This window comes from Streptomyces sp. NPDC048254 (assembly GCF_043201895.1).
In the GTDB taxonomy this organism is placed as follows: domain Bacteria; phylum Actinomycetota; class Actinomycetes; order Streptomycetales; family Streptomycetaceae; genus Streptomyces.
Genome location: NZ_JBICZJ010000012.1, coordinates 43,810 through 66,874, shown reverse-complemented (window position 1 = coordinate 66,874; position 23,065 = coordinate 43,810). Strand labels below are relative to the sequence as shown.

23 protein-coding genes and 1 riboswitch are annotated in these 23,065 nt (G+C 68.9%); of the genes, 10 read left to right on the top strand and 13 right to left on the bottom strand.

What is annotated here, in order from left to right; translation table 11 throughout:
• Positions 1-35 precede the first annotated feature (35 nt).
• Positions 36-1,421 (top strand): serine hydrolase domain-containing protein, encoded by a 1,386-nt coding sequence (locus ACGFZQ_RS30860; protein WP_393843075.1) that lies wholly within the window; start codon positions 36-38, stop codon positions 1,419-1,421.
• 66 nt (positions 1,422-1,487) lie between these two features.
• On the opposite strand, the gene ACGFZQ_RS30855 is transcribed toward ACGFZQ_RS30860, so the two are convergent.
• The 3 genes from ACGFZQ_RS30855 to ACGFZQ_RS30845 form a co-directional block, all read right to left on the bottom strand.
• Positions 1,488-1,940, bottom strand: a complete 453-nt coding sequence (locus ACGFZQ_RS30855) for a GNAT family N-acetyltransferase (protein WP_351748172.1) — start codon at positions 1,938-1,940, stop codon at positions 1,488-1,490.
• A gap of 9 nt (positions 1,941-1,949) precedes the next feature.
• Complete coding sequence (locus ACGFZQ_RS30850) at positions 1,950-2,408, bottom strand: MarR family winged helix-turn-helix transcriptional regulator (protein WP_382529033.1); 459 nt, start codon at positions 2,406-2,408, stop codon at positions 1,950-1,952.
• A 256-nt stretch (positions 2,409-2,664) separates the two neighbouring features.
• Positions 2,665-3,531 (bottom strand): GNAT family N-acetyltransferase, encoded by an 867-nt coding sequence (locus ACGFZQ_RS30845; RefSeq protein WP_393843074.1) that lies wholly within the window; start codon positions 3,529-3,531, stop codon positions 2,665-2,667.
• Between the two features lie 195 nt (positions 3,532-3,726).
• Here ACGFZQ_RS30845 and ACGFZQ_RS30840 point away from each other — a divergent pair, with 195 nt between their 5' ends.
• Together ACGFZQ_RS30840 and ACGFZQ_RS30835 are read left to right on the top strand one after the other, a co-directional pair.
• On the top strand, positions 3,727-4,359 hold the full coding sequence (locus tag ACGFZQ_RS30840) for an HAD family hydrolase (protein ID WP_393843073.1): 633 nt from the start codon (positions 3,727-3,729) through the stop codon (positions 4,357-4,359).
• Between the two features lie 283 nt (positions 4,360-4,642).
• A complete protein-coding gene (locus tag ACGFZQ_RS30835) occupies positions 4,643-6,121 on the top strand; it encodes a globin domain-containing protein (RefSeq protein WP_393843072.1) in 1,479 nt (492 codons plus the stop codon).
• Positions 6,122-6,125: 4 nt separating this feature from the next.
• On the opposite strand, the gene ACGFZQ_RS30830 is transcribed toward ACGFZQ_RS30835, so the two are convergent.
• The 5 genes from ACGFZQ_RS30830 to ACGFZQ_RS30810 form a co-directional block, all read right to left on the bottom strand.
• Positions 6,126-6,608, bottom strand: coding sequence for an NUDIX hydrolase (locus ACGFZQ_RS30830; RefSeq protein WP_351695799.1), 483 nt, complete (start codon positions 6,606-6,608; stop codon positions 6,126-6,128).
• Positions 6,609-6,691: 83 nt separating this feature from the next.
• Positions 6,692-7,597, bottom strand: coding sequence for a LysR family transcriptional regulator (locus ACGFZQ_RS30825; protein ID WP_393843071.1), 906 nt, complete (start codon positions 7,595-7,597; stop codon positions 6,692-6,694).
• Between the two features lie 230 nt (positions 7,598-7,827).
• The gene (locus ACGFZQ_RS30820) at positions 7,828-8,982 is read right to left on the bottom strand and encodes a cystathionine gamma-lyase (protein ID WP_393843070.1); all 1,155 of its coding nucleotides are present in this window, start codon (positions 8,980-8,982) and stop codon (positions 7,828-7,830) included.
• Entirely contained in the window at positions 8,979-9,470 is a 492-nt protein-coding gene (locus ACGFZQ_RS30815) for a low molecular weight protein-tyrosine-phosphatase (protein ID WP_393843069.1), read from the bottom strand. The genes ACGFZQ_RS30820 and ACGFZQ_RS30815 overlap by 4 nt, the downstream gene beginning before the upstream one ends.
• A gap of 7 nt (positions 9,471-9,477) precedes the next feature.
• On the bottom strand, positions 9,478-9,855 hold the full coding sequence (locus tag ACGFZQ_RS30810) for a phage holin family protein (protein WP_351695791.1): 378 nt from the start codon (positions 9,853-9,855) through the stop codon (positions 9,478-9,480).
• A gap of 60 nt (positions 9,856-9,915) precedes the next feature.
• Between ACGFZQ_RS30810 and ACGFZQ_RS30805 the strand changes: the two genes are divergently transcribed.
• The 4 genes from ACGFZQ_RS30805 (at position 9,916) to ACGFZQ_RS30790 (ending at position 12,149) form a co-directional block, all read left to right on the top strand.
• Positions 9,916-10,233, top strand: coding sequence for a cupin domain-containing protein (locus ACGFZQ_RS30805; protein WP_351695789.1), 318 nt, complete (start codon positions 9,916-9,918; stop codon positions 10,231-10,233).
• A gap of 169 nt (positions 10,234-10,402) precedes the next feature.
• Positions 10,403-10,615: a DUF5326 family protein gene (locus ACGFZQ_RS30800; protein ID WP_351748160.1), complete on the top strand. Its 213-nt coding sequence runs from the start codon at positions 10,403-10,405 to the stop codon at positions 10,613-10,615.
• Positions 10,616-10,826: 211 nt separating this feature from the next.
• Positions 10,827-11,612, top strand: a complete 786-nt coding sequence (locus ACGFZQ_RS30795) for an IclR family transcriptional regulator (protein ID WP_393843257.1) — start codon at positions 10,827-10,829, stop codon at positions 11,610-11,612.
• 99 nt (positions 11,613-11,711) lie between these two features.
• Positions 11,712-12,149, top strand: a complete 438-nt coding sequence (locus tag ACGFZQ_RS30790; protein WP_351748159.1) for an SsgA family sporulation/cell division regulator — start codon at positions 11,712-11,714, stop codon at positions 12,147-12,149.
• Positions 12,150-12,353: 204 nt separating this feature from the next.
• Here the strand turns inward: ACGFZQ_RS30790 and ACGFZQ_RS30785 are convergent, their stop codons facing one another.
• Positions 12,354-13,916: a YibE/F family protein gene (locus ACGFZQ_RS30785; protein WP_393843068.1), complete on the bottom strand. Its 1,563-nt coding sequence runs from the start codon at positions 13,914-13,916 to the stop codon at positions 12,354-12,356.
• Positions 13,917-13,987: 71 nt separating this feature from the next.
• A riboswitch (TPP riboswitch) is annotated at positions 13,988-14,165 on the top strand.
• Between ACGFZQ_RS30785 and thiC the strand changes: the two genes are divergently transcribed.
• Positions 14,158-15,978 carry a phosphomethylpyrimidine synthase ThiC gene (thiC, locus tag ACGFZQ_RS30780; protein ID WP_393843067.1) on the top strand — a complete coding sequence of 607 codons (1,821 nt, stop codon included), beginning with the start codon at positions 14,158-14,160 and terminating at the stop codon, positions 15,976-15,978. Its footprint overlaps the riboswitch before it by 8 nt.
• 61 nt (positions 15,979-16,039) lie before the next feature.
• On the opposite strand, the gene ACGFZQ_RS30775 is transcribed toward thiC, so the two are convergent.
• On the bottom strand, positions 16,040-16,426 hold the full coding sequence (locus tag ACGFZQ_RS30775; RefSeq protein WP_351748226.1) for a VOC family protein: 387 nt from the start codon (positions 16,424-16,426) through the stop codon (positions 16,040-16,042).
• A gap of 203 nt (positions 16,427-16,629) precedes the next feature.
• Here ACGFZQ_RS30775 and ACGFZQ_RS30770 point away from each other — a divergent pair, with 203 nt between their 5' ends.
• Complete coding sequence (locus tag ACGFZQ_RS30770; RefSeq protein WP_393843066.1) at positions 16,630-17,610, top strand: LysR family transcriptional regulator; 981 nt, start codon at positions 16,630-16,632, stop codon at positions 17,608-17,610.
• Positions 17,611-17,717: 107 nt separating this feature from the next.
• On the opposite strand, the gene ACGFZQ_RS30765 is transcribed toward ACGFZQ_RS30770, so the two are convergent.
• The 3 genes from ACGFZQ_RS30765 to ACGFZQ_RS30755 form a co-directional block, all read right to left on the bottom strand.
• On the bottom strand, positions 17,718-18,587 hold the full coding sequence (locus ACGFZQ_RS30765) for a hypothetical protein (protein ID WP_351748152.1): 870 nt from the start codon (positions 18,585-18,587) through the stop codon (positions 17,718-17,720).
• A 180-nt stretch (positions 18,588-18,767) separates the two neighbouring features.
• Positions 18,768-19,856 carry a metallophosphoesterase gene (locus ACGFZQ_RS30760; RefSeq protein ID WP_351748150.1) on the bottom strand — a complete coding sequence of 363 codons (1,089 nt, stop codon included), beginning with the start codon at positions 19,854-19,856 and terminating at the stop codon, positions 18,768-18,770.
• A 285-nt stretch (positions 19,857-20,141) separates the two neighbouring features.
• Positions 20,142-21,254: a LacI family DNA-binding transcriptional regulator gene (locus ACGFZQ_RS30755; RefSeq protein WP_351748148.1), complete on the bottom strand. Its 1,113-nt coding sequence runs from the start codon at positions 21,252-21,254 to the stop codon at positions 20,142-20,144.
• Between the two features lie 470 nt (positions 21,255-21,724).
• Between ACGFZQ_RS30755 and hisC the strand changes: the two genes are divergently transcribed.
• Positions 21,725-22,804 carry a histidinol-phosphate transaminase gene (gene hisC, locus ACGFZQ_RS30750; RefSeq protein ID WP_393843065.1) on the top strand — a complete coding sequence of 360 codons (1,080 nt, stop codon included), beginning with the start codon at positions 21,725-21,727 and terminating at the stop codon, positions 22,802-22,804.
• Positions 22,805-23,065 lie beyond the last annotated feature (261 nt).

Here is a 23,065-nt window from a genome sequence, read left to right as displayed (position 1 = left end):
TCGACGCAGCTCCGCCCACCGGGTGGACTGGGTGCATGACGACATTTCAGGAAGAGCTGCTCCCCGCCACCCGGCGGGCGCTGCTGCATCGGATCGCCGTCGCCCAGGCCGAAGGAAGGGTGCCGTCACTGGTGGCGACGGTGGTGCGGGGCGGGCGGGCCGTCTGGCACGGGGCGCGGACCTCGGTGGACGGCCATGGACCGGACGAGAACGTGCAGTACCGGATCGGATCGATCACCAAGACGTTCACGGCCGTTCTGGTGCTCCGGCTGCGGGACGAAGGGCTCCTCGATCTCGGCGATCCACTGGAGAAGCATCTGCCGGGCACCGGCGCGGGAGAGGCGGCGATCGCCGAACTCCTCGCGCACACAGGGGGGTTGGCGGCGGAATCGCCCGCACCCTGGTGGGAGCGGACCCCGGGTTCGCTGCGGCCGGAGCTCAGTGATGTCCTCGGTGAGCAGCCCCTCCTGCACCCCGTCGGCCGCCGGTACCACTACTCCAACCCCGGCTACACCCTGCTCGGCGCGCTGGTCGAGGAGCTCCGCGGTGCTCCCTGGGAAGAGGTGCTCCGGCGGGAGGTGCTCGAACCGCTGCACCTCGACCGCACGAGCGCCCAGCCACGGGCACCGCACGCGGGCGGCTGGGCGGTACATCCCTGGGCCGACGCGATGCTCCCGGAGCCACTGGAGGACCTCGGCCGGATGGCACCGGCAGGACAGCTCTGGTCGACCACCGACGACCTGGCCCGCTTCGCCGTGTTCCTGGCGGCCGGCGACGACCGGGTCCTGAGCGCGGAGTCCGTACGGGAGATGCGCATCCCGGCGGCTCCCGCCGAGCCCGCCGATGTGCTGGACGGAGCCACCTACGGCCTCGGTCTCCAGGTCCAGCGTCGCAACGGTCGGCTGCTGATCGGGCACTCCGGCTCGCTGCCCGGCTTTCTCGCCAACCTCACCATCAGCGTGGACGACGACGTGGCGGCCGTGGTGCTCGCGAACTGCACCTCAGGCCCGCTGCTGTCCGCCGTCGGCGCCGATCTCGTCCGTATCGTCGCGGAGGCCGAACCGCGCATCCCCGAGCCATGGCGGCCCCTGGCCCAAGTCGAGCCGTCTGTTCTGGAATTGGCGGGCCAGTGGTACTGGGGTACGCACGCCTTCGCGCTGCGGGTGACGGCCGATGGGCTGGTCTCGCTGGGACCGTTGTCGGGCGCCGGCCGCCGTGCGCGTTTCCGGGCCAACGGTGACGGCACCTGGACCGGCCTTGAGAGCTACTACGCCGGAGAGCTTCTACGGCCCGTACGGCGGCCGGACGGCACCGTGAGCCACCTGGACCTCGGTTCGTTCGTGTTCACGCGTCAGCCGTACGAGGAGACCGCTTCTGTCCCTGGTGGAGTGGACCCCGAGGGGTGGCGGGGGATCGGTTAGACGAGCCGGGGGTGGTGTTTCACGTGAAACACCACCCCCTGAGTGCATGCCGTCGGTGCCTGGCGGTCAGATCTCAAGCTTGAAACCGACGTGTGAGGCGGTGAAACCGAGCCGCTCGTAGAAGCGGTGGGCATCGGTGCGTGACGCGTCCGAGGTCAGCTGCACCAACTGGCAGCCCTGACGGCGGGATTCCTCGATCGCCCACTCGATGAAGCGGGTGCCCAGCCCGCCGCCGCGCTCGTCGGCGTGGATGCGTACGGCCTCGATGATCGACCGGGTTGCGCCGCGCCTCGACAGCCCGGGAATGATCGTGAGCTGGAGCGTGCCGACGACACGGCCCTCACGTACGGCGACGACCAGCTGCTGGTTGGGGTCGGCGCTGAGCCGCTCCAGGGCGCTCAGATAGGGTGCCAGGTCGTCCGGTGATTCCCGCCGGGCACCCAGCGGGTCGTCGGCGAGCATGCCGACGATGGCCGGGATGTCGTCGGCGACCGCGGCACGTATGTCTAGATCTCCCATGTCCGCAGCCTATGCGGGCACGTTCAGCGATTCCACGACCCGTACCAGGGGAGCCAGCTCGGGGCTCTTGGCCGCCTCGTCGAGGGCCTCGCGCAGTGCGGTGTCATTGGTGGGACGAGCCTCTTCGAGCAGCCGCAGCCCCGCCTCGGTGACGTTCGTGTAGATGCCGCGCCGGTCGGTCGGGCAGAGGTAGCGCTCCAGGAGGCCCCGGTCTTCGAGGCGCGTCACCAGCCGCGTGGTGGCGCTCTGGCTGAGGACGACCGCGTCGGCGACCTGCTTCATCTGCAGATGTCCCCCCTCGCCGTCGTGCTGGCGGCTGAGGACGTCCAGCAGAGAGTATTCGCGCACGCTCAGGTCGTGCTTCCCCTGTAGGGCGCGCTCGATATGCGCCTCGATCCTCCCGTGGAGCAGGGAGAGAGCGCACCAGCCCTGGGCAAGGGCGGTGAGCGCGGGGTCCGTCGCTGTCATTGGCGTGTTCCTCCGTCCCGGAGCAGCTGAAACCAGGATAGAGCAGGTCCGCAATATCCATTGGTTGCATATAGTCAGCGTCTGCAATTATTGCAGGAGCGTATGAAGACGAGTGCCGAGGCCGTCGGCGGTGGTACCCCCGACCAGGACCATGACTTGGCCACGTCCGCCGTGCAGGTACTCGTCCGACCGCACCCCGATCAGCGCGGAACGCCGGCCCTCCCAGGGGGCCGGCGTTCGCCGTACCGGGAAATCCTCAGCCCGCGGCCACCGTCAGCGGTGCGAATCGCCGCGTCCAGTCTCCTGGCAACTCCGTGATGCCGTAGGTCATCACGGAGTTCATGGCGACGGAGGTCAGCCCACGTTCCTTCACCCATGCCAGCAGCTCCTCGTGCCGGATGTCGATGTCGGTGCGGAGCGGGCGGTCGGTGCGGTCGGCGAGTGAGGCGATGAGGGACTTCGCGGTCTCCGTGTCCCGGGCGATCAGCGGTCCGACGACCTGGGTGTCCATGTTCGGCCAGGCGGCCGCATAGCCGACGATCCGGTCACCGTCCACGGCCACACGCAGCTGGTCCGAGAACGCGGGCAGACGGGCGATGAGAGGTGTGCGGTCGGTACCGAACACCTCCTCGTCCAGCCGCAGGATGGAGCCGAGGTCCTCGGCCGCGGCAGCCCGTGTCGCCACCCGGGGCTCGGGCCCGCCCGGGGCGAAGGGCCCCTTCAGCATCTCCGAGCGTCCCGTGGTCTTGAACCCCAGCTGCTCGTAGAGCGGACGGCCGTACGGCGTCGCGTACAGAGTCAGCGGAGTCGCCCCCATCGCCGAGACGATGTGACGCATCAGCCGGCGCCCGACGCCCTGACGGGCATGCCGTTCGGCAACCAGGACCATGCCGATCGCGACGAGATCCGGGCGTTCGCCCGGGCCGTACTCCGTGATGACACAGGCGGCGACCAGCCCTCCGCCGGGGTCGTCGATCCCGTACCCCTTCCCGGCCGTGAGGAGCAGGCGCCACTTGTGTTCCTCGCGCGGCCACCCCCGATCCTCGGACAAGTCGGCGCAGGCGGTGAGATCGCGTGGCGTCAGTCGGCGAATGGGCAGAGCGGCGACGGAAGGAGTGGGCACGCAGGTCAGGCTGTCCGACCGGCACCAGTGGCGTCTACCTGTTTCCAGGTAGACGCACGCGCTTTTGGCCATGCCGCAGCCCTGAGCACAGCCCCCGGACAGACAGGGGACGTTTCACGTGAAACATCGCCGTCCAGTCGCTGCCCGAGACCTCCCCTGAGGAGTGGTGAACCCTTCCCACTAGCCTGGGGACACATGGCGAGACTTCATCTCTTCGATCTCGACGGCACATTGCTGCACGGCACCTCCGCCCCCGTCGAGATCTCCCGGCAACTCGGCCTGGAAGCCGAGACGGTGGATCTTGATCGGGCGATTTCGGCAGGGCGGATAACCCCGCCGGAGTATGCGGCTCGGGTGTACTCCCTCTGGGCCGAGTTGACCGATGCGCAGGTGACCGCGGCATTCGACGGAGCGCCTTGGCTGGCCCGTATCCGAGACGTCTGGGGCGAGATCAGGGAAGCGGGTGACTATTGCGCGGTGGTCTCGCTCTCTCCCTCGTTCTTCGTGGAGCGCCTATTGGACTGGGGAGCCCATGCGGCCTTCGGATCGCTTTTCCCCGCGGTGCCGTTCGTCGAGCCGGTGGACCCGGCAGGCGTCCTTGATCCTGCGGCCAAGGTGACCATCGCGGACCGCCTGTGCGAGCAGTTCGGGGTCGGTCGGGCGGACTGTGTCGCGTACGGCGATTCCATGTCGGACAGGGAATTGTTCGCCGTGGTTCCGGTATCCGTGGCGGTCAATGCGGACGGACATCTCGCCGGTCTCGCGACGTACTCCTACACGGGTCGTGATCTATGGGATGTCTATGAATTGACGCGCGGCGCCAGGTAGTTGAAGGACCTTATGGTTCGCCCCTTGTCGGATTGGTGGGGGAGACAGGGGGGACTTGTGTGCGGAGCGACGGCCGGTAGGGTCGACTCCGGTTCACGTCCCGGATGAGACGCTCCGGCGCGAGTGACTGCGGCCCATGTCACACTTTCGCCTTACTTGTCCGTACGCGAAGGAAGCACGGGTTCAATGTGGCCATGTCGGCCACGGGCCTGGCCGGGGAGAGCTAGCCGTCAACGGGGGAATACAAGCACCTTCCGAGTGAAGTGCGCAGACCGACCGAAAGATGTTCGAGGCGAGGCACACCATGGATGCTCCGACCACCACGTCGGCGGGCAACGACGGGGCCGGCGGAAGCAGCTGGTTCACGTCCCCCAGCAACACTCCGGTCGAGCCCGCCGCCGAGCATCCGGTCGTGGCGCCGGGTGGGCAGCAGGAGGCACCCCAGGGCCACCGCCCCGCGTCAGGAGAGGCTCGGGAGCGAATACGGCCGACAGAGGAGCAGGGCCGCCTCCAGAGCCCCGCCCAGGCCCCGCCGTCCGGACAGCACGCGGCCCCCGGCCCGTTCGCCCCTGCGGCCGGACAGCCAGTGCCCCCCTCGCTCCAACAGCACGTCCCGCCGCAGCGCAGCGCACAGCCGGGTCCGGACGCCTCCCCGGACGCGATCCGCATCCGCGGCACCATGGCCGAGGTCGGTCCCATAGCCGACAAGGTCACCTCGTACTTCTACGCACTGCTCTTCGTGCGCCATCCCGAACTGCGTCCGCTGTTCCCGGCCGCCATGGACACCCAGCGGGACCGGCTGCTGAAGGCACTGCTCACCGCGGCCGAGCACATCGACAACACGCCCGTCCTGGTCGAGTACCTCCAGAATCTGGGCCGCGGCCACCGCAAGTACGGCACCCGCGCGGAGCATTACCCGGCGGTCGGCGAGTGCCTCATCGGCGCGTTGAGCAAGTACGCCTCGGCCATCTGGGATCCGGAGACGGAGGCGGCCTGGGTGCGGGCGTACACGACGATGTCCCAGGTGATGATCGACGCGGCGTCGGCGGACGAACTACGGGCACCGCCCTGGTGGCATGCGCAGGTCGTCGCACACGACCTCAGGACCGCGGACATCGCGGTGCTCACGGTCCGCCCGGACCAGCCGTACCCCTTCCTCGCGGGGCAGTACACGAGTATGGAGACACCCTGGTGGCCGCGGGTCTGGCGGCACTACTCCTTCGCCTCGGCGCCCCGCTCGGACGGGCTGCTGACGTTCCATGTGAAGGCAGTTCCGGCGGGCTGGGTCTCCAACGCGCTGGTGCACCGCGCCCGCCCCGGTGACGTCATCCGCCTCGGCCCGCCCGTCGGCTCGATGACCGTCGACCATACGAAGGACAACGGACTGCTCTGCCTGGGCGGCGGCACCGGCATAGCCCCCATCAAGGCGCTGGTCGAGGACATCGCCGAACGCGGCGCACGCCGCCCGGTCGAGGTGTTCTACGGCGCCCGCACCGACCACGACCTGTACGACATCGACACCCTGCTCCGGCTCGAGCAGAGCCATCCCTGGCTCTCGGTCCGCGCGGTCGTGGACCAGCAGGCGCATCTCCAGCTCCCCGACGCCATTCGCGCCTACGGCCCGTGGGCCGGGTACGACGGCTATCTCTCGGGCCCGCCCGGCATGATCCGCAACGGCGTGCACGCCCTGCGCGACGTCGGCATCCCGGCGCACCGCATACGGCATGACTCGGTCGAGGAACTGGTCGTCGTCGGCGACTGATCCCTCAGCCGAGGTCGGGGGCATGCATGGCCCGTACGCCCTCGATGTTGCCGTCCAGGTAGTGCCGCAGGGAGAGCGGTACGAGGTGCACGGAGGCGATTCCCACGCGGGTGAAGGGGACGCGCACGATCTCGTACTCGCCGGCGGGCTCCTCGACTTCGGGGCCGTGCCGCAGGGCCGGGTCCATGGACTCCAGCCGGCAGACGAAGAAGTGCTGCACCTTCACACCGGTGGTGCTGCCGCTGTCACCGATGTGCTCCACGGTGTCCACGAAGCAGGGCACCACGTCGGTGATCTTGGCGCCGAGTTCCTCGTGTACCTCGCGGTGCAGGGCGTCGACGACAGTCGTGTCCTCCGGTTCGACCCCGCCACCGGGGGTGACCCAGTAGGGATCGACACCTGGCTTGGTGCGCTTGATCAGAATCAGGTCGTCGCCGTCCAGGAGAACGGCGCGTGCGGTGCGCTTGACCACGGGTCGGACGGTCATGGGAGAAATGTGGCCCAGCTGGTTCCACGTGAAACATCGCGAAGCGCCACCGTACGGCCGCATCGCGTCACCCCCTGACGCGCTCAGCCCCAGTCCACAGCCGCGTGATGGAGCCACTCGTGTGCCCGCGCCACATGCGGCATGGCGAGCGTGCCGGTCCGCACCACCAGGAAGTAGGTCCGCAGAGGGGGTACGGCGGGCTCGTGCAGCGCCATGACCTCACCCCGGTCCAGCGCGGCCGTGCACAGATAGCGGGGCAGCACGGCGAGGCCGGCGCCCGCGACCGCGCAGGCGAGGACGGCACGCAGATCGGGCACGACAACCGTGCCGGAGGCGGCGGGGCGGGCGTCGAAGACGGAACCCCAGTAGCGCGAGACGAAGGGCAGCGACTCGTGGACCTCGACGACGGGCAGGTTCTCCAGGACGGGCGCGCCCTTGTCCCGTACCGTCCCGGTGCCGATCTCCTCGGCCCAGCGGGGAGCGGCGACCAGTACATGCTCCTCGTCGCAGAGGGCGGTGGCGGTGAGCAGGGCGCCACGCGGCCGGACCGTACTGATGGCCAGGTCGTGATGTCCGGCGGACAGCCCGTCCAGGGTCTCCTCGGCGGTGCCGAACGAGGCGCGCAGCGCGAAGCCCTGGCCGTCGTCGCCGGCGAGCTCGGAGAGGGCGGGCAGGGCGCGCTCGGCGGTGAACTCGGGCGGCCCGGCGAGATGGAGGGTACGTATCGAGGAGTCGTCGTCGAGACCGCGTTCCGCTATCTCCACGAGGGCGTCGAGGTGTGGGGCTGCCTTGTGGGCGAGTTCGTCGCCGATGGTCGTCGGGGTCACCCCACGGGCCTGTCGCAGGAAGAGCGGACGGCCCAGCTGTCTTTCCAGAGTGCGGATCTGGGAGGTCACGGCCGGCTGCGAGAGTCCGAGCAGGGCGGCGGCGCGGGTGAAGGAGCCGGCCCGGTGCACGGTCACGAAGGTCCGCAGCAAGGCCAGGTCCATCGCTCACCCTCCCCTTCGCCCCGCCCCGGGCCGGTTCTCGGGGCAAGTCCACAACTATAAATAAGTCGATAGGTCTCTGCCCCTACAGTGATTGGACACTGACGCAGAGTCAACTAGCCTTGGTCGCGCGGTTCTTGGCGCGCGAGAACCGGGACGGTCCGAGCCACGAGGGGGGAGGCTCGGACCGTCCGTTATGCGTAGTCGGGTCGGCGAGGGCGTCCGTAATCCGGTCACCGATCCGACTCATCGAGCGCGCGGAGCACATCGGCCACCAGATCTTCGGGATCCTCGGCCCCGACCGACAGCCGAATGAAACCCTCCGGTACGTCGTCCCCGCCCCAGCGCCGCCGCCGCTCGGCCGTGGAGCGCACCCCGCCGAAACTCGTCGCATCGTCGACCAGCCGCAGGGCCTCCAGAAAACGCTCGGCACGCGCGCGCGTGGGCAGCGTGAAGGAGATCACCGAGCCGTAGCGCCGCATCTGCTGCGAGGCGATCTTGTGCGCGGGGTCCTCGGGCAGCCCCGGGTAGCGCAGCCTGGTCACCTCCGGCCGGTCGCGGAGCGCCTCCGCGAGCACCAGGGCGGTGGAGTTCTGCCGGTCCACCCGCAACTGGAGGGTGGCCAGGGAGCGATGGGCCAGCCAGGCCTCCATGGGCCCGGAGATCGCACCGATGATCTTGCGCCAGCGGCGTACGGCGGCCATGGCCGCCGTGTCCCGACCGGCGACGTACCCCAGCAGGACGTCCCCGTGCCCGGTGAGCTGCTTGGTGCCGCTGGCCACGGAGAAGTCGGCGCCCAGCGCCAGCGGCCGCTGGCCGAGCGGGGTGGCGAGGGTGTTGTCGACGGCGACGAGGGCGCCACGCGCGTGTGCCGCCTCGGCAAGCCGTCGGATGTCGCACACGTCGAGCCCGGGGTTGCACGGCGACTCGATCAGCAGCAGCTTCGCTCCGTCCAGGACGTCGAGCTGGGCGTCGCCGGCGGTCGGCGCGGTGCGCACCTCGATGCCGTACTCCTCCAGCTGGGCGCGGACCAGGGGCAGTACCTGGTAGCCGTCGGACGGCAGCACGACCGCGTCCCCGGCGCGCAGCTGCGAGAAGAGCACCGCCGCTATGGCCGCCACGCCGGAGGCGAACACCAGCGTTTCGACGTCCTCACCGGGCGCCTCCAGCTCGCCGATGGCGCGCTCCAGATGGGACCAGGTCGGGTTCTCGTCACGGCCGTAGGCGTACGGTCCGCTGACCTCGCCGGGCAGATGGAAGTGTGCGGCGAATACCGGCCCGGGCAGGGTCGGTTCGTTCTTGACCGGCTCGGGCAGTCCCGCGCGCACCGCGCGCGTGCCCTCACCCGTCAGGGAGCCGAGACGGGACTCGGAGTCGGAATCGCTCATGCCGTCGTTCCCTCCACTTCGTCGCGCACCGAGGTGAGCAGGCCCTCGCTCGCCGCCTCCACCATCTCAAGACACTCCTCGAAGCCGTCCAGGCCGCCGTAGTACGGATCCGGTACGTCGAGATCGTCGGCGGCATCGGGGTCATAGGAGCGCAGCAGGTGCACCTTGCGTGCGTCCCGCTCGGTGGGGGCGAGGCGGCGCAAGGACTTGAGGTGGCCGGAGTCGAGGGCGATCACGAGATCGAGGCGGGCGAACCAGGACGCCTGGAACTGGCGCGCGGTGTGGTCGCCGTCGTAGCCGTGCTCCTGGAGGACGCGGACGGTGCGCGGGTCGGCGCCGTCACCCTCGTGCCAGCCGCCGGTGCCGGCGCTGTCGACCTCGACACGGTCGTCGATCCCTGCTTCGGCTATGCGGGCCCGGAAGACGGATTCGGCCATCGGGGAACGGCAGATGTTGCCGGTGCAGACGAAGCAGACGCGGTAGGTCATCGGGTGCTCAGTCCGAGTCGGGAAGGATCATGTTCAGGGCCCAGGACACGATCGAGATGATCAGACCGCCGAGGACGGCCGTCCAGAACCCCTCCACGTGGAAACTCAGGTCGAGCTTGTCGCACACCCACGACGTGAGCAGCAGCATCAGCGCGTTGACCACCAGGGTGATCAGGCCGAGCGTGAGGATGAACAGCGGGAAGGTCAGGATCTTCACGATCGGCTTGACCAGGAAGTTCACCAGGCCGAAGACCAGGGCGACCAGGATCAGCGTCCAGACCTTCTTGGTGGTGCTGTCGCCGGTCAGGGTGATCTTGTCGAGCAGCCACACGGCGACGGCCAGTGCGCCCGCGTTGGCGATCGTCTTGACTACGAAATTCTTCATGTGTCTGATCGTGGCAGACGAGATCAGATACGAGCAGTGGGGCGAGGGCGAACAACGGCGATGAAGGCATTCCGGCTGGACGAACTGGAGGCGGAACGCGCCGCCAACGACGGGGCCTACCTGCAGTTTCTGCGGGAGCGGAACATGTCGGTCGGCCTCTACGCCCTGAACGCGGGCGAGCAGGACCCGCAGAAGCCGCACAACCAGGACGAGGTCTACTTCGTCGTCAGCGGCCGCGCGGCGATCACCGTCGGGCTGGAGACCACGCAGGTGGCCCGCGGCAGTGTGGTGTACGTGCCGGCCGGGGTGGCCCACAAGTTCCATCACATCAGCGAGGACCTGAGGGTTCTGGTCGTCTTCTCTCCGCCCGAGGCCTGACCTCTCGCCTCAGGGTTCCCTAGGGGAGAGGTCAGGGGAGGACAAGGGATCAGAGGCCCCCGAACGCCCCCCTCGCGGCTCTAGCATCGAGTGCAGGACATCGCATCGTGCGGTACGCACGAGACCGACCGTACGTGCCGAAGCGCACGGGAAAGCAGAGGGCAGGGCAATGCGAGAGATCTTCACGGGTCTGCCGTGGTGGGTGAAGTGGATCGCGGTGCCGGTCATCGCGCTGGTGGTGTTCGGCGGTCTGATCGGCTCCATCGTCGGCTTCCTGGCCTACCTGCTCTTCAAGTTGCTGATCTTCGTGGCGCTGGTCGGCGGACTGATCTACGTCGTGCGGAAGTTCATGTCGAACTCCTCGTCGAAGAGCGACTGGTGAGGACCGTGGGAATCGGTGACCGGTAACAGGAATCACCGGTTCCCTCGGGGGAGGGAAGTTTCCCGTACGGGCCGACCGGGAGCGGTGGCGGACGGTTAGAGTCGCTGACCCCCTCGCGCTCCGGGAGTGACCCTTGGCCACGCTTGACGCCACCTCCGCACCCACGGAACTTCCACCGCCCCCCACCCAACGCCGTTCCGGCACACCCCCCGTGCAGCGGCCGGCCACTTCGGACCCCGCACAGCCGCATTCGGCCACCCTGATCGGCTCCGTGCAGCGTGCGATGCGCCTGCTGGAGTGCGTCGCCGGACACGAACACGGCGCCCCCGCCAAACAACTGGCCCGCGAGACCGGCCTCGCGCTGCCCACCGCCTACCACCTGCTGCGCACCCTCGTCCACGAGGGCTATCTGCAGCGCGACAAGGGCCTGTTCTTCCTCGGTGAAGCGGCGGAGCGGCTGAGCAGCAGCGGAGCGCAGCAGAAACGTCGCAGCGCGGTAGCCGACACCCTCGCCCACTGGCGGGATTCGATCGGTGCGCCGGTCTACTACGCGATGTACCGGGACGGTGAGATCGAGGTCGTGTGCGTCTCCGACTCCCCGGGCACCCCGGCGGTCGAGGAGTGGGCCGACTTCCGCGAGACCGGGCACGCGCATGCCATCGGCCAGAGTCTGCTCTTCCAGCTGGACGAGAACACCCGCCGTGATCATCTCGACCGCTATCCCCTGCAGGCCCTCACCCCGTACACGGTCCGTGACGACCATGCGCTGCTGCGGCGGCTGGAGCGGACGCGGCGGATGGCGCCGTTGGTGGAGCGCCAGGAGTATGCGCTGGGCACGGTGTGCGCGGCGATCCCCATCACCGTCGGCACCACGGCGGCCACGGTGGCCATCTCGCTCCCTCTCCACCAGGCAGACCGGCTGCTGCCCGCCGCACGGCAGTTGCAGGCGGAGGTGGGACGGCACCTGGGATCGCTGGCAATCGCTATCAGTATCTGAAAACTCACTCCTTGTGATCTGCTGTGTACGTTCAGCAAGATTTGACCACCATCAAAGGGATAAATCCCGGCCAGTCGGTGTCATATGACGGGGTAGGCGATGCGCGAGTCCGTACAAGCAGAAGTCATGATGAGCTTTCTCGTCTCGGAGGAGCTCTCCTTCCGCATCCCCGTGGAGTTGCGCTACGAGACCTGTGATCCGTATGCCGTACGGCTCACCTTCCATCTGCCCGGGGATGCGCCGGTGACCTGGGCCTTCGGCCGTGAGTTGCTGATCGACGGGGTGGGCCGGCCGTGCGGGGAGGGCGATGTGCATATTGCGCCCGCTGATTCCGAGGTGCTGGGAGAGGTCCTGATCAGGCTTCAGGTCGGCGGCGACCAGGCGGTGTTCCGGTCTTCGGCACCACCGCTGGTGGCCTTTCTCGACCGTACCGACAAGCTGGTGCCGCTGGGCCAGGAAGGTGCGCTCGCCGACTTCGACGCCCATCTGGACGAGGCCCTGGACCGCATCCTGGCCGAGGAGCAGAGCGCGGGCTGAAGATATGGCACGGGGCGCGAGCCGCTCCGCCGAGCCGCGTGAGGACGCGCAGGAACGCTTCTGCGTGTCCCTGGGCGGGCGCCCTGCGTAGCCCTGCCGTGTCCCTGAGGGGGAGATGCCCTGTGCGCCCCCGGGCGGGTGCCGGAGCGCTTCTCCTCATGCGGACCGTCCTCTTGCGCCGCCCACTGCTTCTTCGCCGCACGTTCACCGCTTCCGGCGACGCCCTCGTCCGCCACGCGCCGGGGCCTCCACGGACGCGACCGCTTCCTTGCTCTGCCGGTCGGCCGAGACCACCAGCGCCGCGAGCAGCGTGGTGACCGGCACCGAGGCGACCAGGCCGATCGAGCCGACCAGGGTGCGCACGATCTCCTCGGCCACCAGTTCGCTGTTGGCGACCGTCGCCACGCTGCTCTGCGCGATCGAGAAGAGCAGCAGCAGCGGCAGCGCGGCGCCCGCGTAGGCCAGGACGAGAGTGTTGACGACGGAGGCGATGTGGTCGCGGCCGATGCGGATGCCGGCCCGGTACAGCCCGCGCCAGCCCATCGTCGGGTTGGCCTCGTGCAGCTCCCAGACGGCCGATGTCTGGGTCACCGTCACATCGTCCAGGACACCCAGCGAACCGATGATGACACCGGCCAGCAGCAGACCACTCATGTCGATCGACGGGTACAGGCCGTGAATCAGGCCGGTGTTGTCGTCGGTGTTGCCGGTGAGCGCGGCCCAGTCGATGAACTCCGAGCCGAGCAGGCCGATCAGGCACAGCGAGACCAGCGTGCCGAGCACCGCCACCGAGGTCCGGGCCGACAGCCCGTGGCAGATGTACAGGGCGATCAGCATGATGGCGCTCGACCCGACCACCGCCATCAGCAGCGGATTCGAGCCCTGCAGGATCCCCGGCAGGATGAACATGGTCAGCACCAGGAAGCTGACGGCCAGCGCGACCAGCGCCATCACACCGCGCAGCCGACCCACCACCACGACGGCGAGCGCGAAGATCCCGGCCAGCAGCGCCATCGGGAACTTCCGGTTCACGTCGGTGACCGAGTACTGCAGGTCCTTGGGCGCCGAGGGCTCGTACGCGACCACGACCTTCTCGCCCTCGTCCAGCTGACGCGACTGGTCGGGCTGCACGATCTCGGTGAACGTACGGCCCTTGTCCTTGCCGGTGTCGACCCGGACCGTGGCCTTCTTGCAGGTGCCGTCCTCCTCCTGCTTCGCGGAGCTGCCCTCCGCGGTGGAGGTGTCGCCTGTCGAGCTGTCCCCCGAAGCGTTGACCGACTTGCAGCTGACCGAGACGACCTTGGTGACCGTGGCCGCCTGCGTCTGCCGGTCGAAGCCGACGCCAGTGCGCTCGTGCGACGGGGCGCCGCCGGGCCACAGCACCACGAGCCCGACGACGACCGCGGCGGTGAAGGGGATGAGGATCGCCGCGATGACCTTGCGCAGATGCTTGGAGACCGGCGCGGCGGGGCCGTGGCTGTGGCTGTGCGAGTGACCGTGCCCGCCGCCTGCCCCCGAGCCGCCCTGGCCGGGTCCCTGGCCCGGTCCCTGGCCCGGTCCCTGGCCCGGTCCCTGGCCGGGCGGGTGGCCGAGGATGTGGCCGTCGTCGTGACTGTGAGCGCGCCCCTGGTCGTGCTGGTGGCCCTGCCCGTGGTCGTGTCCGTCACCGGCACCGTGGCCCCCGTGGCCGGTTCCGCCGCCCTGTGCGGCGCCGTTGCCGCGCCTTGGGTCGGGGGGCGGATAGGGGTGCTGCTGTGTCGTGGTCACCGCCCGATCATCGCAAGAACGACAGGGGCCCTCTGTTCACCGCGCCCGAATTGACGCTAGCGTGGAGGCACCTTTGCACACGCGGGAGCTCGGAGCACCGGGCTGAGAGGGCGCTGACCTCCGTATTCGCGATGTTTCACGTGGAACGAGTGATGTTTCACATGAAACGCCGCCCGACGGAAGCCGCTGCGTCGACCGCCGAACCTGTTACCGGGTAATGCCGGCGTAGGGAGTAGGTCTCATGACCAACAAGGACGCACGCACGCCTGCCTTCAGTCAGGACGAACAGCCCATTGCGGGTGAAACACCCCAAGAGGCAGGAGAGTCGATCGGCTGGCACAAGGGGTATGTCGAGGGTTCGCGCCCCGACCTTCGGGTGCCGGTCCGTCAGGTGCATCTCACCAACGGGCAGTCGGTCACGCTCTACGACACCTCCGGCCCGTACACCGATCCGCTCGTCGAGACCGACGTCCGCAGGGGCCTGCCGCCGCTGCGGGAGAACTGGATCATCGCCCGCGGTGACACCGCCGAGTACGCGGGCCGCCCCGTTCGTCCCGAGGACGACGGGATCAAGCACACCTCTCCGCGTGGCGGACTGCGCAACCTGGACGCGGTCTTCCCGGGCCGCCCGCGCCAGCCGCGCCGCAGCCGTGACGGCGAGGCGGTCACGCAGCTGGCGTATGCGCGCCGGGGTGAGGTCACCCCGGAGATGGAGTACGTCGCCATCCGGGAGAACGTCTCCCCCGAGGTCGTCCGTGAGGAGATCGCGGCGGGACGGGCCGTGCTGCCGGCCAACGTCAACCACCCGGAGATCGAGCCGATGATCATCGGCAAGCGGTTCCTGGTGAAGGTCAACGCCAACATCGGCAACTCCGCCGTGACTTCCTCCATCGAGGAGGAGGTGGAGAAGATGACCTGGGCAACCCGCTGGGGCGCCGACACGGTCATGGACCTCTCCACCGGACGCAACATCCACACCACCCGCGAGTGGGTGCTGCGCAACTCCCCCGTCCCCATCGGCACGGTCCCGCTCTACCAGGCCCTGGAGAAGGTCGACGGCAGGGCCGAGGAGCTGACCTGGGAGATCTACAAGGACACGGTCGTCGAACAGGCCGAGCAGGGCGTGGACTACATGACCGTCCACGCGGGCGTGCGGCTGCCGTATGTGCCGCTCACCGCCAACCGCAAGACCGGCATCGTCTCGCGCGGCGGCTCGATCATGGCGGCCTGGTGCCTCGCGCACCACAAGGAATCGTTTCTGTACGAGAACTTCGAGGAACTCTGCGAGATTCTCGCCACCTACGACGTCACGTACTCGCTGGGCGACGGCCTGCGCCCCGGCTCCATCGCGGACGCCAACGACGAGGCCCAGTTCGCGGAGTTGCGCACGCTCGGGGAACTCAACCGGATCGCCAGGCGTTTCCATGTACAGACGATGATCGAGGGCCCGGGCCATGTCCCGATGCACAAGATCAAGGAGAACATCGACCTTCAGCAGGAGATCTGCGATGAAGCTCCGTTCTATACGCTCGGCCCGCTGACCACGGACGTCGCACCGGCGTACGACCACATCACCTCCGGCATCGGTGCCGCCATGATCGCCTGGTGGGGCACGGCGATGCTGTGCTACGTAACCCCCAAGGAGCACCTCGGCCTGCCCAACCGCGACGACGTCAAGACCGGCGTGATCACCTACAAGATCGCCGCCCACGCGGCCGACCTCGCCAAGGGTCACCCGGGCGCGCAGGAGTGGGACGACGCGCTGTCCGACGCCCGCTTCGAGTTCCGGTGGGAGGACCAGTTCAACCTCGCCCTGGACCCCGACACGGCTCGGGAGTTCCACGACGAGACGCTTCCGGCGGAGCCGGCGAAGACGGCCCATTTCTGCTCCATGTGCGGGCCGAAGTTCTGCTCGATGAAGATCAGCCACAGCATCACGGAGCGGTTCGGTGCTGGGGCGGCTGAGGGGGCGTCTCCCGAGGAGGTCGCGGAGGGGATGCTCCAGAAGTCGAAGGAGTTCGCGGCCAGCGGGAACCGGGTGTACCTGCCGCTGGCGGACTGAGCTCCTAGCCGAGGTGCCGGTCCGGGGCGTCGGACACCCCGGACCGACACCGTGGGCTCGGTCACCCTTCGGCGTCCTGCGGGTACCAGCGCAGCTCCACCGTATTGCCGTCCGGGTCCCGGACGTAGACCGATGTGGCGGTGCCGCGCGCGCCGAAGCGCTCCACGGGGCCCTCGACGACGGTGAACGCCCCCGACGCGATGACCTCGTCCCAGTCCACCGGCTCCACGGTGAGACAGATGTGGTCGACGTTGGACTCGCCCCGGCAGCGGACGACCAGGTCGATGATGGTCTCCGGAGTGACTCGGACCGACGGGAAGGGGACTTTCCCGGCTCGCCATTCCGCGAGACGGACCGGTTCCAGGCCCAGGAGTCCGGCGTAGAAGTCCATCGACCGTTCGACGTCCTCGACGTTGAGGACCAAGTGGTCGAATGCCTTGACACGCACCGGGGACACTTCGTCTCCGGAGCGCTGCCGCGGGGTCGGGGAGGCGGTGGTGGCAGTGGTGTTCATGAGGCTTCCTCAGGGTGCGGATCCGGTCTCATGGGGGACCGGACGGGGATGCCTTCCACGATCGGCCGTGGGGTAGGGGCCATCAAGGCATGATCGAAGTACGACCGTTGAGCCGGATTAAACGCCGAGGGGGGATCATGCTGGAGCGGCTGGAGGCCGAGATCTTTCTGACGCTTGCCGAGGAACTGCACTTCGGCCGGACCGCCGAGGTGTTGGGGATCACGACCGGGCGGGTGAGCCAGATGGTCAAGAAGCTGGAACGCCGTGTCGGAGGCATGCTGTTCGAACGCAACAGCCGTACCGTCCGGCTCACCCCGATCGGGCGGCAGTTGGCCGATGACCTGCGGCCCCTGGTCGCCGCCATGGAGGAGGCGCTACGCAGAGCGGCCGACGCCAGTCGTGGCGTCGCAGGGGAACTGCGGGTGGCCTTCCTCGGAGAGTGGACGGCGCCGGCACTGCTCAGAGCCGTCGGCCTGTTCACCGCACGTCATCCCGACTGCCGGGTCGACGTACGAGAGGTGCAACTGTCCAACTCCCGGGCGAGTCTGCTGGACGGCTCGATCGACATCCTTCTCGCCTCCTACCCGTTCGACGGCATGGCCCGCGGGCCGGTGTTGCTGAGGGAGGAGCGGGTGCTCGCCGTGGCGGCCGGGCATCCGCTGGCCGGTGAGCGGTCGGTGTCGGTCGAAGCACTGGCTCAGTACCCCGTGGTGCAGTACCCGGACGTGACCTCCGCGGCCTTCAAGAGGGACCGAACACCGGACCGCACACCGTCGGGCAAGCCCGTTCCGAAGGGCCCCGTCGGCGGGTCGTTCTCCGAGATGCTCACCCTGGTCGCGATGGGCAGAGGGGTCCTCCCGGTCGGAGAGCATTCCCGGCAGTACTACCCCCGACCCGATATCGCGTATGTGCCCCTGCATGATGCGCGGCCGATCGAGCGTGGACTGGTCTGGCAGGCAGGGAACACGACAGAGCGGGTGCGTGCGTTTGTCAGAGCGGCGGCCGATGCCGTGAAGCCGTCGCCGACCGCTTCGGTGTTGATCGAGAAGGGGATGGTGCAGAAATCCAAGGAGCCCGCGGCCGCGGGCAACCGGGTGTGTCCGCCGATCACCGACTGACGCCGAACACGCGAGAAACCGGCGAGTGCTCTGCCGGTCGGCTTCGCGGCTCCCTCTCGTGGACCGGGTGTCCGGCCTGCGCCCCCGGGCGGGGGGCGCAAGCCGGGTTATTCCGGCTGGTGTTCCGGGCCTCCGAAGTCCGGGCTGGTGTAGTCCGGGCTCGTGAAGCTCGGCCGGGCGGCGGGTGCGGTGCCGTCGTCGGTGCTGAAGCCAGGACGGTCGTAGCCGAGACGCGGCATCCGGCCTCCCGGGCCCGACGGGGTCGTACGGCGCAGTCCGGCCGTGCCGGGTGCGGTGGCCAGCGCTTCCCGCAGGAAGGGCAGGATGCCGCGCTCCAGCAGAGCGTCCCGCCAGGCGTCCCTGGCCTTGGCCACCTCCCCACCGGGTTCGCCGTAGGCTCCCGCCTCCAGCGAGGGACTGTTGCGCAGTGCGGTGAGCAGCAGCCCCGCGCCGGCCATGAGGATGGCGGCCGCGGTCACGACGCCGAAGACCCAGCCCGCGGTGAGCATGGTCTGGGCGAACGCCGGGGCCGGGTCCAGCATCTTCAGGACGTAGCCGACGAGCAGGAAGATCGCGGCGGCGGTACCGGCGAGCACGGGCGCCAGGACCAGGGCGAGGGCGAAGCCGCCGGCACCCGTGGTCTCGGCGGCCTCGCCGAGGGTGGTGGCGAGCCCCAGCGCACCGCCCGTGGCCGACTCCGCCGAGTCGGCCTCATGGACGGTGGCCGGGGTGGACCGCGCAGGATTGCGCAGTTCCTCGCGGACCTTCACATAGTGCTGGTACTCGGTCGCCGCGGCCGCCGCTATCAGTGCGGTGGCGTTGAGCGCCATGGTGCGCAGCTGTTCGGTGTTCAAATGCTGGCCGGTACCGGCCAGTTCGGGACGGTAAGGGGCGGAGCGCAGCGCCTCATCGAGGATCCGCTCGTATTCCTGGCGGTCCTCGCTGTGCAGGTGCTGCGGAACGCTGTTCATGTGCATCCCCCGATGCTCCGTAGGGCTTGGGGCTCGCACGCCGGCGAGCCGTCGGGCAGAAACGGAGGGGAGCCTGCTACGGATAAACCGATGGTAGAGCCGTTAAGGCACGCGGTGACAGGGGGTTGCCGGAAATTGGGGGTGGCCCGCGTGTGACTTCGGGGTACAGAACAGCGTGCCGAACGCTCAGGCGTCCAGCGGAAGTTGCCTGACCAGCAGCTTTCCGGCCATGGTCACTCCGCCGTCCATGGCGATGGCGAGTCCCTCCGCGTAGACGTGTGGTCCTTCCACGACGGGGCCGGTGTTCTCTTCGCCGTCCTCGGAGCCGACGTCGCCCAGCAGATAGGGAATCGGGCTGTGCCCGTGAACGATGCGGGTACCGCCGTACGTATCGAGAAGGGAACGGACGGCGTCTGCACCCCCTTCGTCGCGGAAGGAGAACCGCTTGGTGAACTTACGGAACAGGTCCCAGACCTCGTCCGCGTCGTTTCGCGTGATGGTCTCGCGGATCGTGTCGTTGACCGCCTCGATCGAGTCGCCGTAGTCGAGGTAGGCGGTGGTGTCGGAGTGGACGAGCAGATAGCCGTCGACCTCCTCGACCGCGTCCAGACGTGCCATCCACTGGAGGTGGTGGTCCTGGAGCCGGTCCATGTCGGTCTTCTGGCCGCCGTTGAGCAGCCAGGCCGCCTGGAAGGTGGCGGTGCCCGCGCCGGAGTTGACGGGGGTGTCGCCGAACCGCTTGGCGCCGAGCAGCAGCAGCTCGTGGTTGCCCATGAGGGCCTTGCAGTAGCCGCCGGCCGCGGCCGCCTCGGCCGACAGCCGCATCACCAGGTCGATGACCCCGATGCCGTCCGGACCCCGGTCGGTGAAGTCGCCGAGGAACCACAGCCGGGCCGTGCCCGCGCACCAGTGCCCGTCCGCGTCGATCAGCCCCTGCTCCCGCAGCGCGTCGATCAGCTCGTCGAAGTAGCCGTGCACGTCCCCGACGACGTACAGCGGGCCGGGACCCGCCGCGAGCTGAGCGGCCGGGGCGGTGGCCGGGTCGACGGGCATCTGGAGCGTGTCGCCGCGGTTGATGACGGGCAGGTCGCGCTGGGTGGGTGTGTACCCCTCGGGATATCCGTCGGGGTACGGCTCGTCGAGCGCCGGGGCGACGTCGCCGGGGTGGGTGCTCTGGACGTACGGACCGGTCTCGTTGACGTACGCGGGCACCCGGAAGTCGCGCAACGCCGCTGTCCGTTCCGCTTCGGGTCCCTGACCGGCCCCCTGAGTCATCAGACCCCTCCACCATCGCGCCGCATCTGCACCGCTTCGGACTGCCTGGTCGCAGCGGCCCGCGGTGTCGTGCGCCCATCATAGGAACGCCCGTCGCGCCGTGTGATGACCCAGGGGTGGTGAATCGGAGCAGGACTCCAGTTCAGTGCGGCTTTCGCCCCGGTTGGGCAGGGGTTCGACCACCCGCCGTTCACCTGCCGGCCGTCGCTCGACGACGCCCGGCAGGCGCGTCGGCCGCCTCCGTGTGCGTACGGATCGGCCGTGCGTGCGTACGGGCCGTCCGTGCTACTCCTCCTCCGGTGCCCGGGGCGGGCTGACCGTGGTGCGCTGCGGGCGTCGCTGGGAGGAGGTACGCACGATCAGTTCGGTCGGTATCACCTGCTCGACCGGTTGGTCCGACTCCACTCCCTCGATCGCGTCGATGAGCAGCTGCACGACGGCGGTGCCGATGCGGCGCGGCTTCAGGGAGAGCGTGGTGATGGGCGGCTCGGTGTTGGCGTACACGGTCGACTCGCTGCAGCACACCAGCAGCAGGTCGTCGGGGACGCGCAGCCCGTAGCGGCGGGCGGCGGCGAGCAGGTCGGTGCCGTTGGGGTCGAAGAGGCCGTAGACGGCGTCGGGGCGGTCCGGGCGGGCCAGCAGCCGGTCGGCGGCTACGGCGCCCGCACAGGGGTCGTGCGCCGGGTAGGCCTCGTAGACCGGGTCCTGGCCGACGCGTTCGCACCAGCGCAGGTAGGCGGTGGTGGACAGATGGGTGTACGTGTCCGTCGTGGTGCCGGTGAGAAGGCCGATCCGGCGGGCGCCGGCGTCGGCGAGATGGTCGAGGATGCCGAGCACGGCGGCCTCGTGGTCGTTGTCCACCCAGGCGGTGACCGGGAGCGAGCCGGCCGGGCGGCCGTCGGAGACCACCGGCAGCCCCTGCCGGACCAGCTCACTGACCACCGGGTCCTGGTCGGAGGGGTCGATGACGACCGTGCCGTCCAGGGCGACGTTCGACCACACGTCGTGGCGTGAGGTCGCCGGCAGGATCACCAGGGCATAGCCGCGGGCGAGCGCGGCGGAGGTGGCGGCCCGGGCCATCTCGGCGAAGTACGCGAACTCGGTGAAGGTGAAAGGTTCATCCCCGTACGTCGTCACGGTCAGGCCGATGAGTCCCGACTTGCCGGTACGGAGGGTGCGGGCGGCGGCCGAGGGGCGGTACCCCAGCCGGTCGGCGACCTCCCGGACGTGGCGCCGGGTGGCATCCGGGAGCCGGCCCTTACCGTTCAGGGCGTCGGAGACGGTCGTGATGGAGACTCCGGCGGCGGCGGCCACATCTCTGATGCCCGCCCGGCCCGGCCGGCTTCCTCGCCGAGAGGTTTCCGCGCGGCTCACCTGGTGCTTCCCTGCTGCTGTCATGGCGAGCCGATAGTAGGGCTCATGCGGTGGGGTAGTGCGGACGCATATGCACGCGTTGACAGGCACGTTTCTGCAAGGTCAAAGGGGGTCAACTACCTTAGAAAGAAAGTCAGTTGAACGATCCAATGGTTAGACGTGACTTGTCGGCACGCATGGGCCTGCCAAGTGCCCGATGTCTCGAAGAGGTCTCAACTCACCTTCACGGGTGATGCGCGCCACGGCGCGAGCCACCGGCGCGTAGATATATGTAGGGCGCGCCCCCGAAAAATGCGCCTTCGTGTGGTGATGCCCGTGATGCCAGTGGGACGGATGAGGTTCGCCGCTCCGGGTCCTCGCCCACTCGGCCGGTGCGCGGTCAGTCTCTGCGCTCGCTCTTTCGCTGTACGCAGCGGCGCCGAATCCTCATAAGGTGAGAAGTATTGGATGCCGGCGGCGCGGACGGTCCGCTGGTGGTCGCGAGGAGGACTGCGGTGAGCGAGACGAGCCCCAAGCTGCGCGCCGAGCTGGAGGGTATCCCCACCTACAAGCCGGGCAGGGCGGCGGCGGCCGATGGTCCCGTCGCGTACAAGCTCTCCTCCAACGAGAACCCGTATCCCCCGTTGCCCGGTGTGATGGAGTCCGTCACCGCGGCCGCCGCCTCCTTCAACCGCTACCCGGACATGGCGTGCACGGCACTGATGAACGAGCTGTCGGACCGCTTCGGCGTCCCGCTCGGACATCTGGCCACCGGCACCGGCTCGGTCGGCGTCGCCCAGCAGCTGATCCAGGCCACCAGCGGCCCCGGCGACGAGGTGATCTACGCCTGGCGGTCCTTCGAGGCGTACCCGATCGTCACGCAGATCAGCGGCGCTCGCTCGGTCCAGGTTCCCCTCACGCCCGGCGAGGTGCACGACCTGGACGCGATGGCGGACGCGATCACCGACCGCACCCGCCTGATCTTCGTCTGCAACCCCAACAACCCGACCGGAACGGTCGTGAAGCGGGCCGAGCTGGAGCGGTTCCTGGACCGGGTCCCCGGTGATGTGCTGGTGGTGCTCGACGAGGCCTACCGGGAGTTCATCCGCGACCCCGAGGTACCCGACGGCGTCGAGATCTACCGCGAACGTCCGAACGTCTGTGTCCTGCGGACCTTTTCGAAGGCGTACGGCCTCGCCGGACTGCGCGTCGGCTTCGCGATCGCCCATGAGCCGGTGGCGGCGGCGCTGCGCAAGACGGCGGTGCCGTTCGGCGTGAGCCAGCTCGCCCAGGAGGCGGCGATCGCCTCGCTGCGGGCGGAGGACGAGTTGCTCGGCCGGGTCGGCTCGCTGGTGTGCGAGCGGCAGCGCGTGGTCGGGGCGCTTCGCGCCCAGGGCTGGACGGTTCCGGAGACCCAGGCCAACTTCGTGTGGCTGAGGCTGGGGGAGCGTACGACGGCCTTCGCGCAGCTCTGTGAGGAGCACGGCGCGGTCATCCGACCGTTCCCGGGCGAGGGTGTCCGGGTGACGGTCGGGGAGACCGAGGCGAACGACATCTTCCTGAAGGCGGCGGAGAACTTCCGCAAGGAGCTCTAGCCACAAGGAGCTCCAGCAGTAGGCCAGTTCCACACACGGGGTCGCCGTCGAGGCGACCCCGTTGCGTATGGGTTTCACGTGAAACCGAGGGCCCGTGGGTCGACGTGACGGAGAAGACAGGACCCCCCTGCCCGCGTCGAAAATCGGTACGTCATAATGGCTTGTGAATGTGAATGCATTCACAAGCGTGTCCCGTTTGCTCCGTGATGTCTGCGGCAAAGGGGGCAAACTGCCGCTGCACTACGGCGACGTAAGGAGACC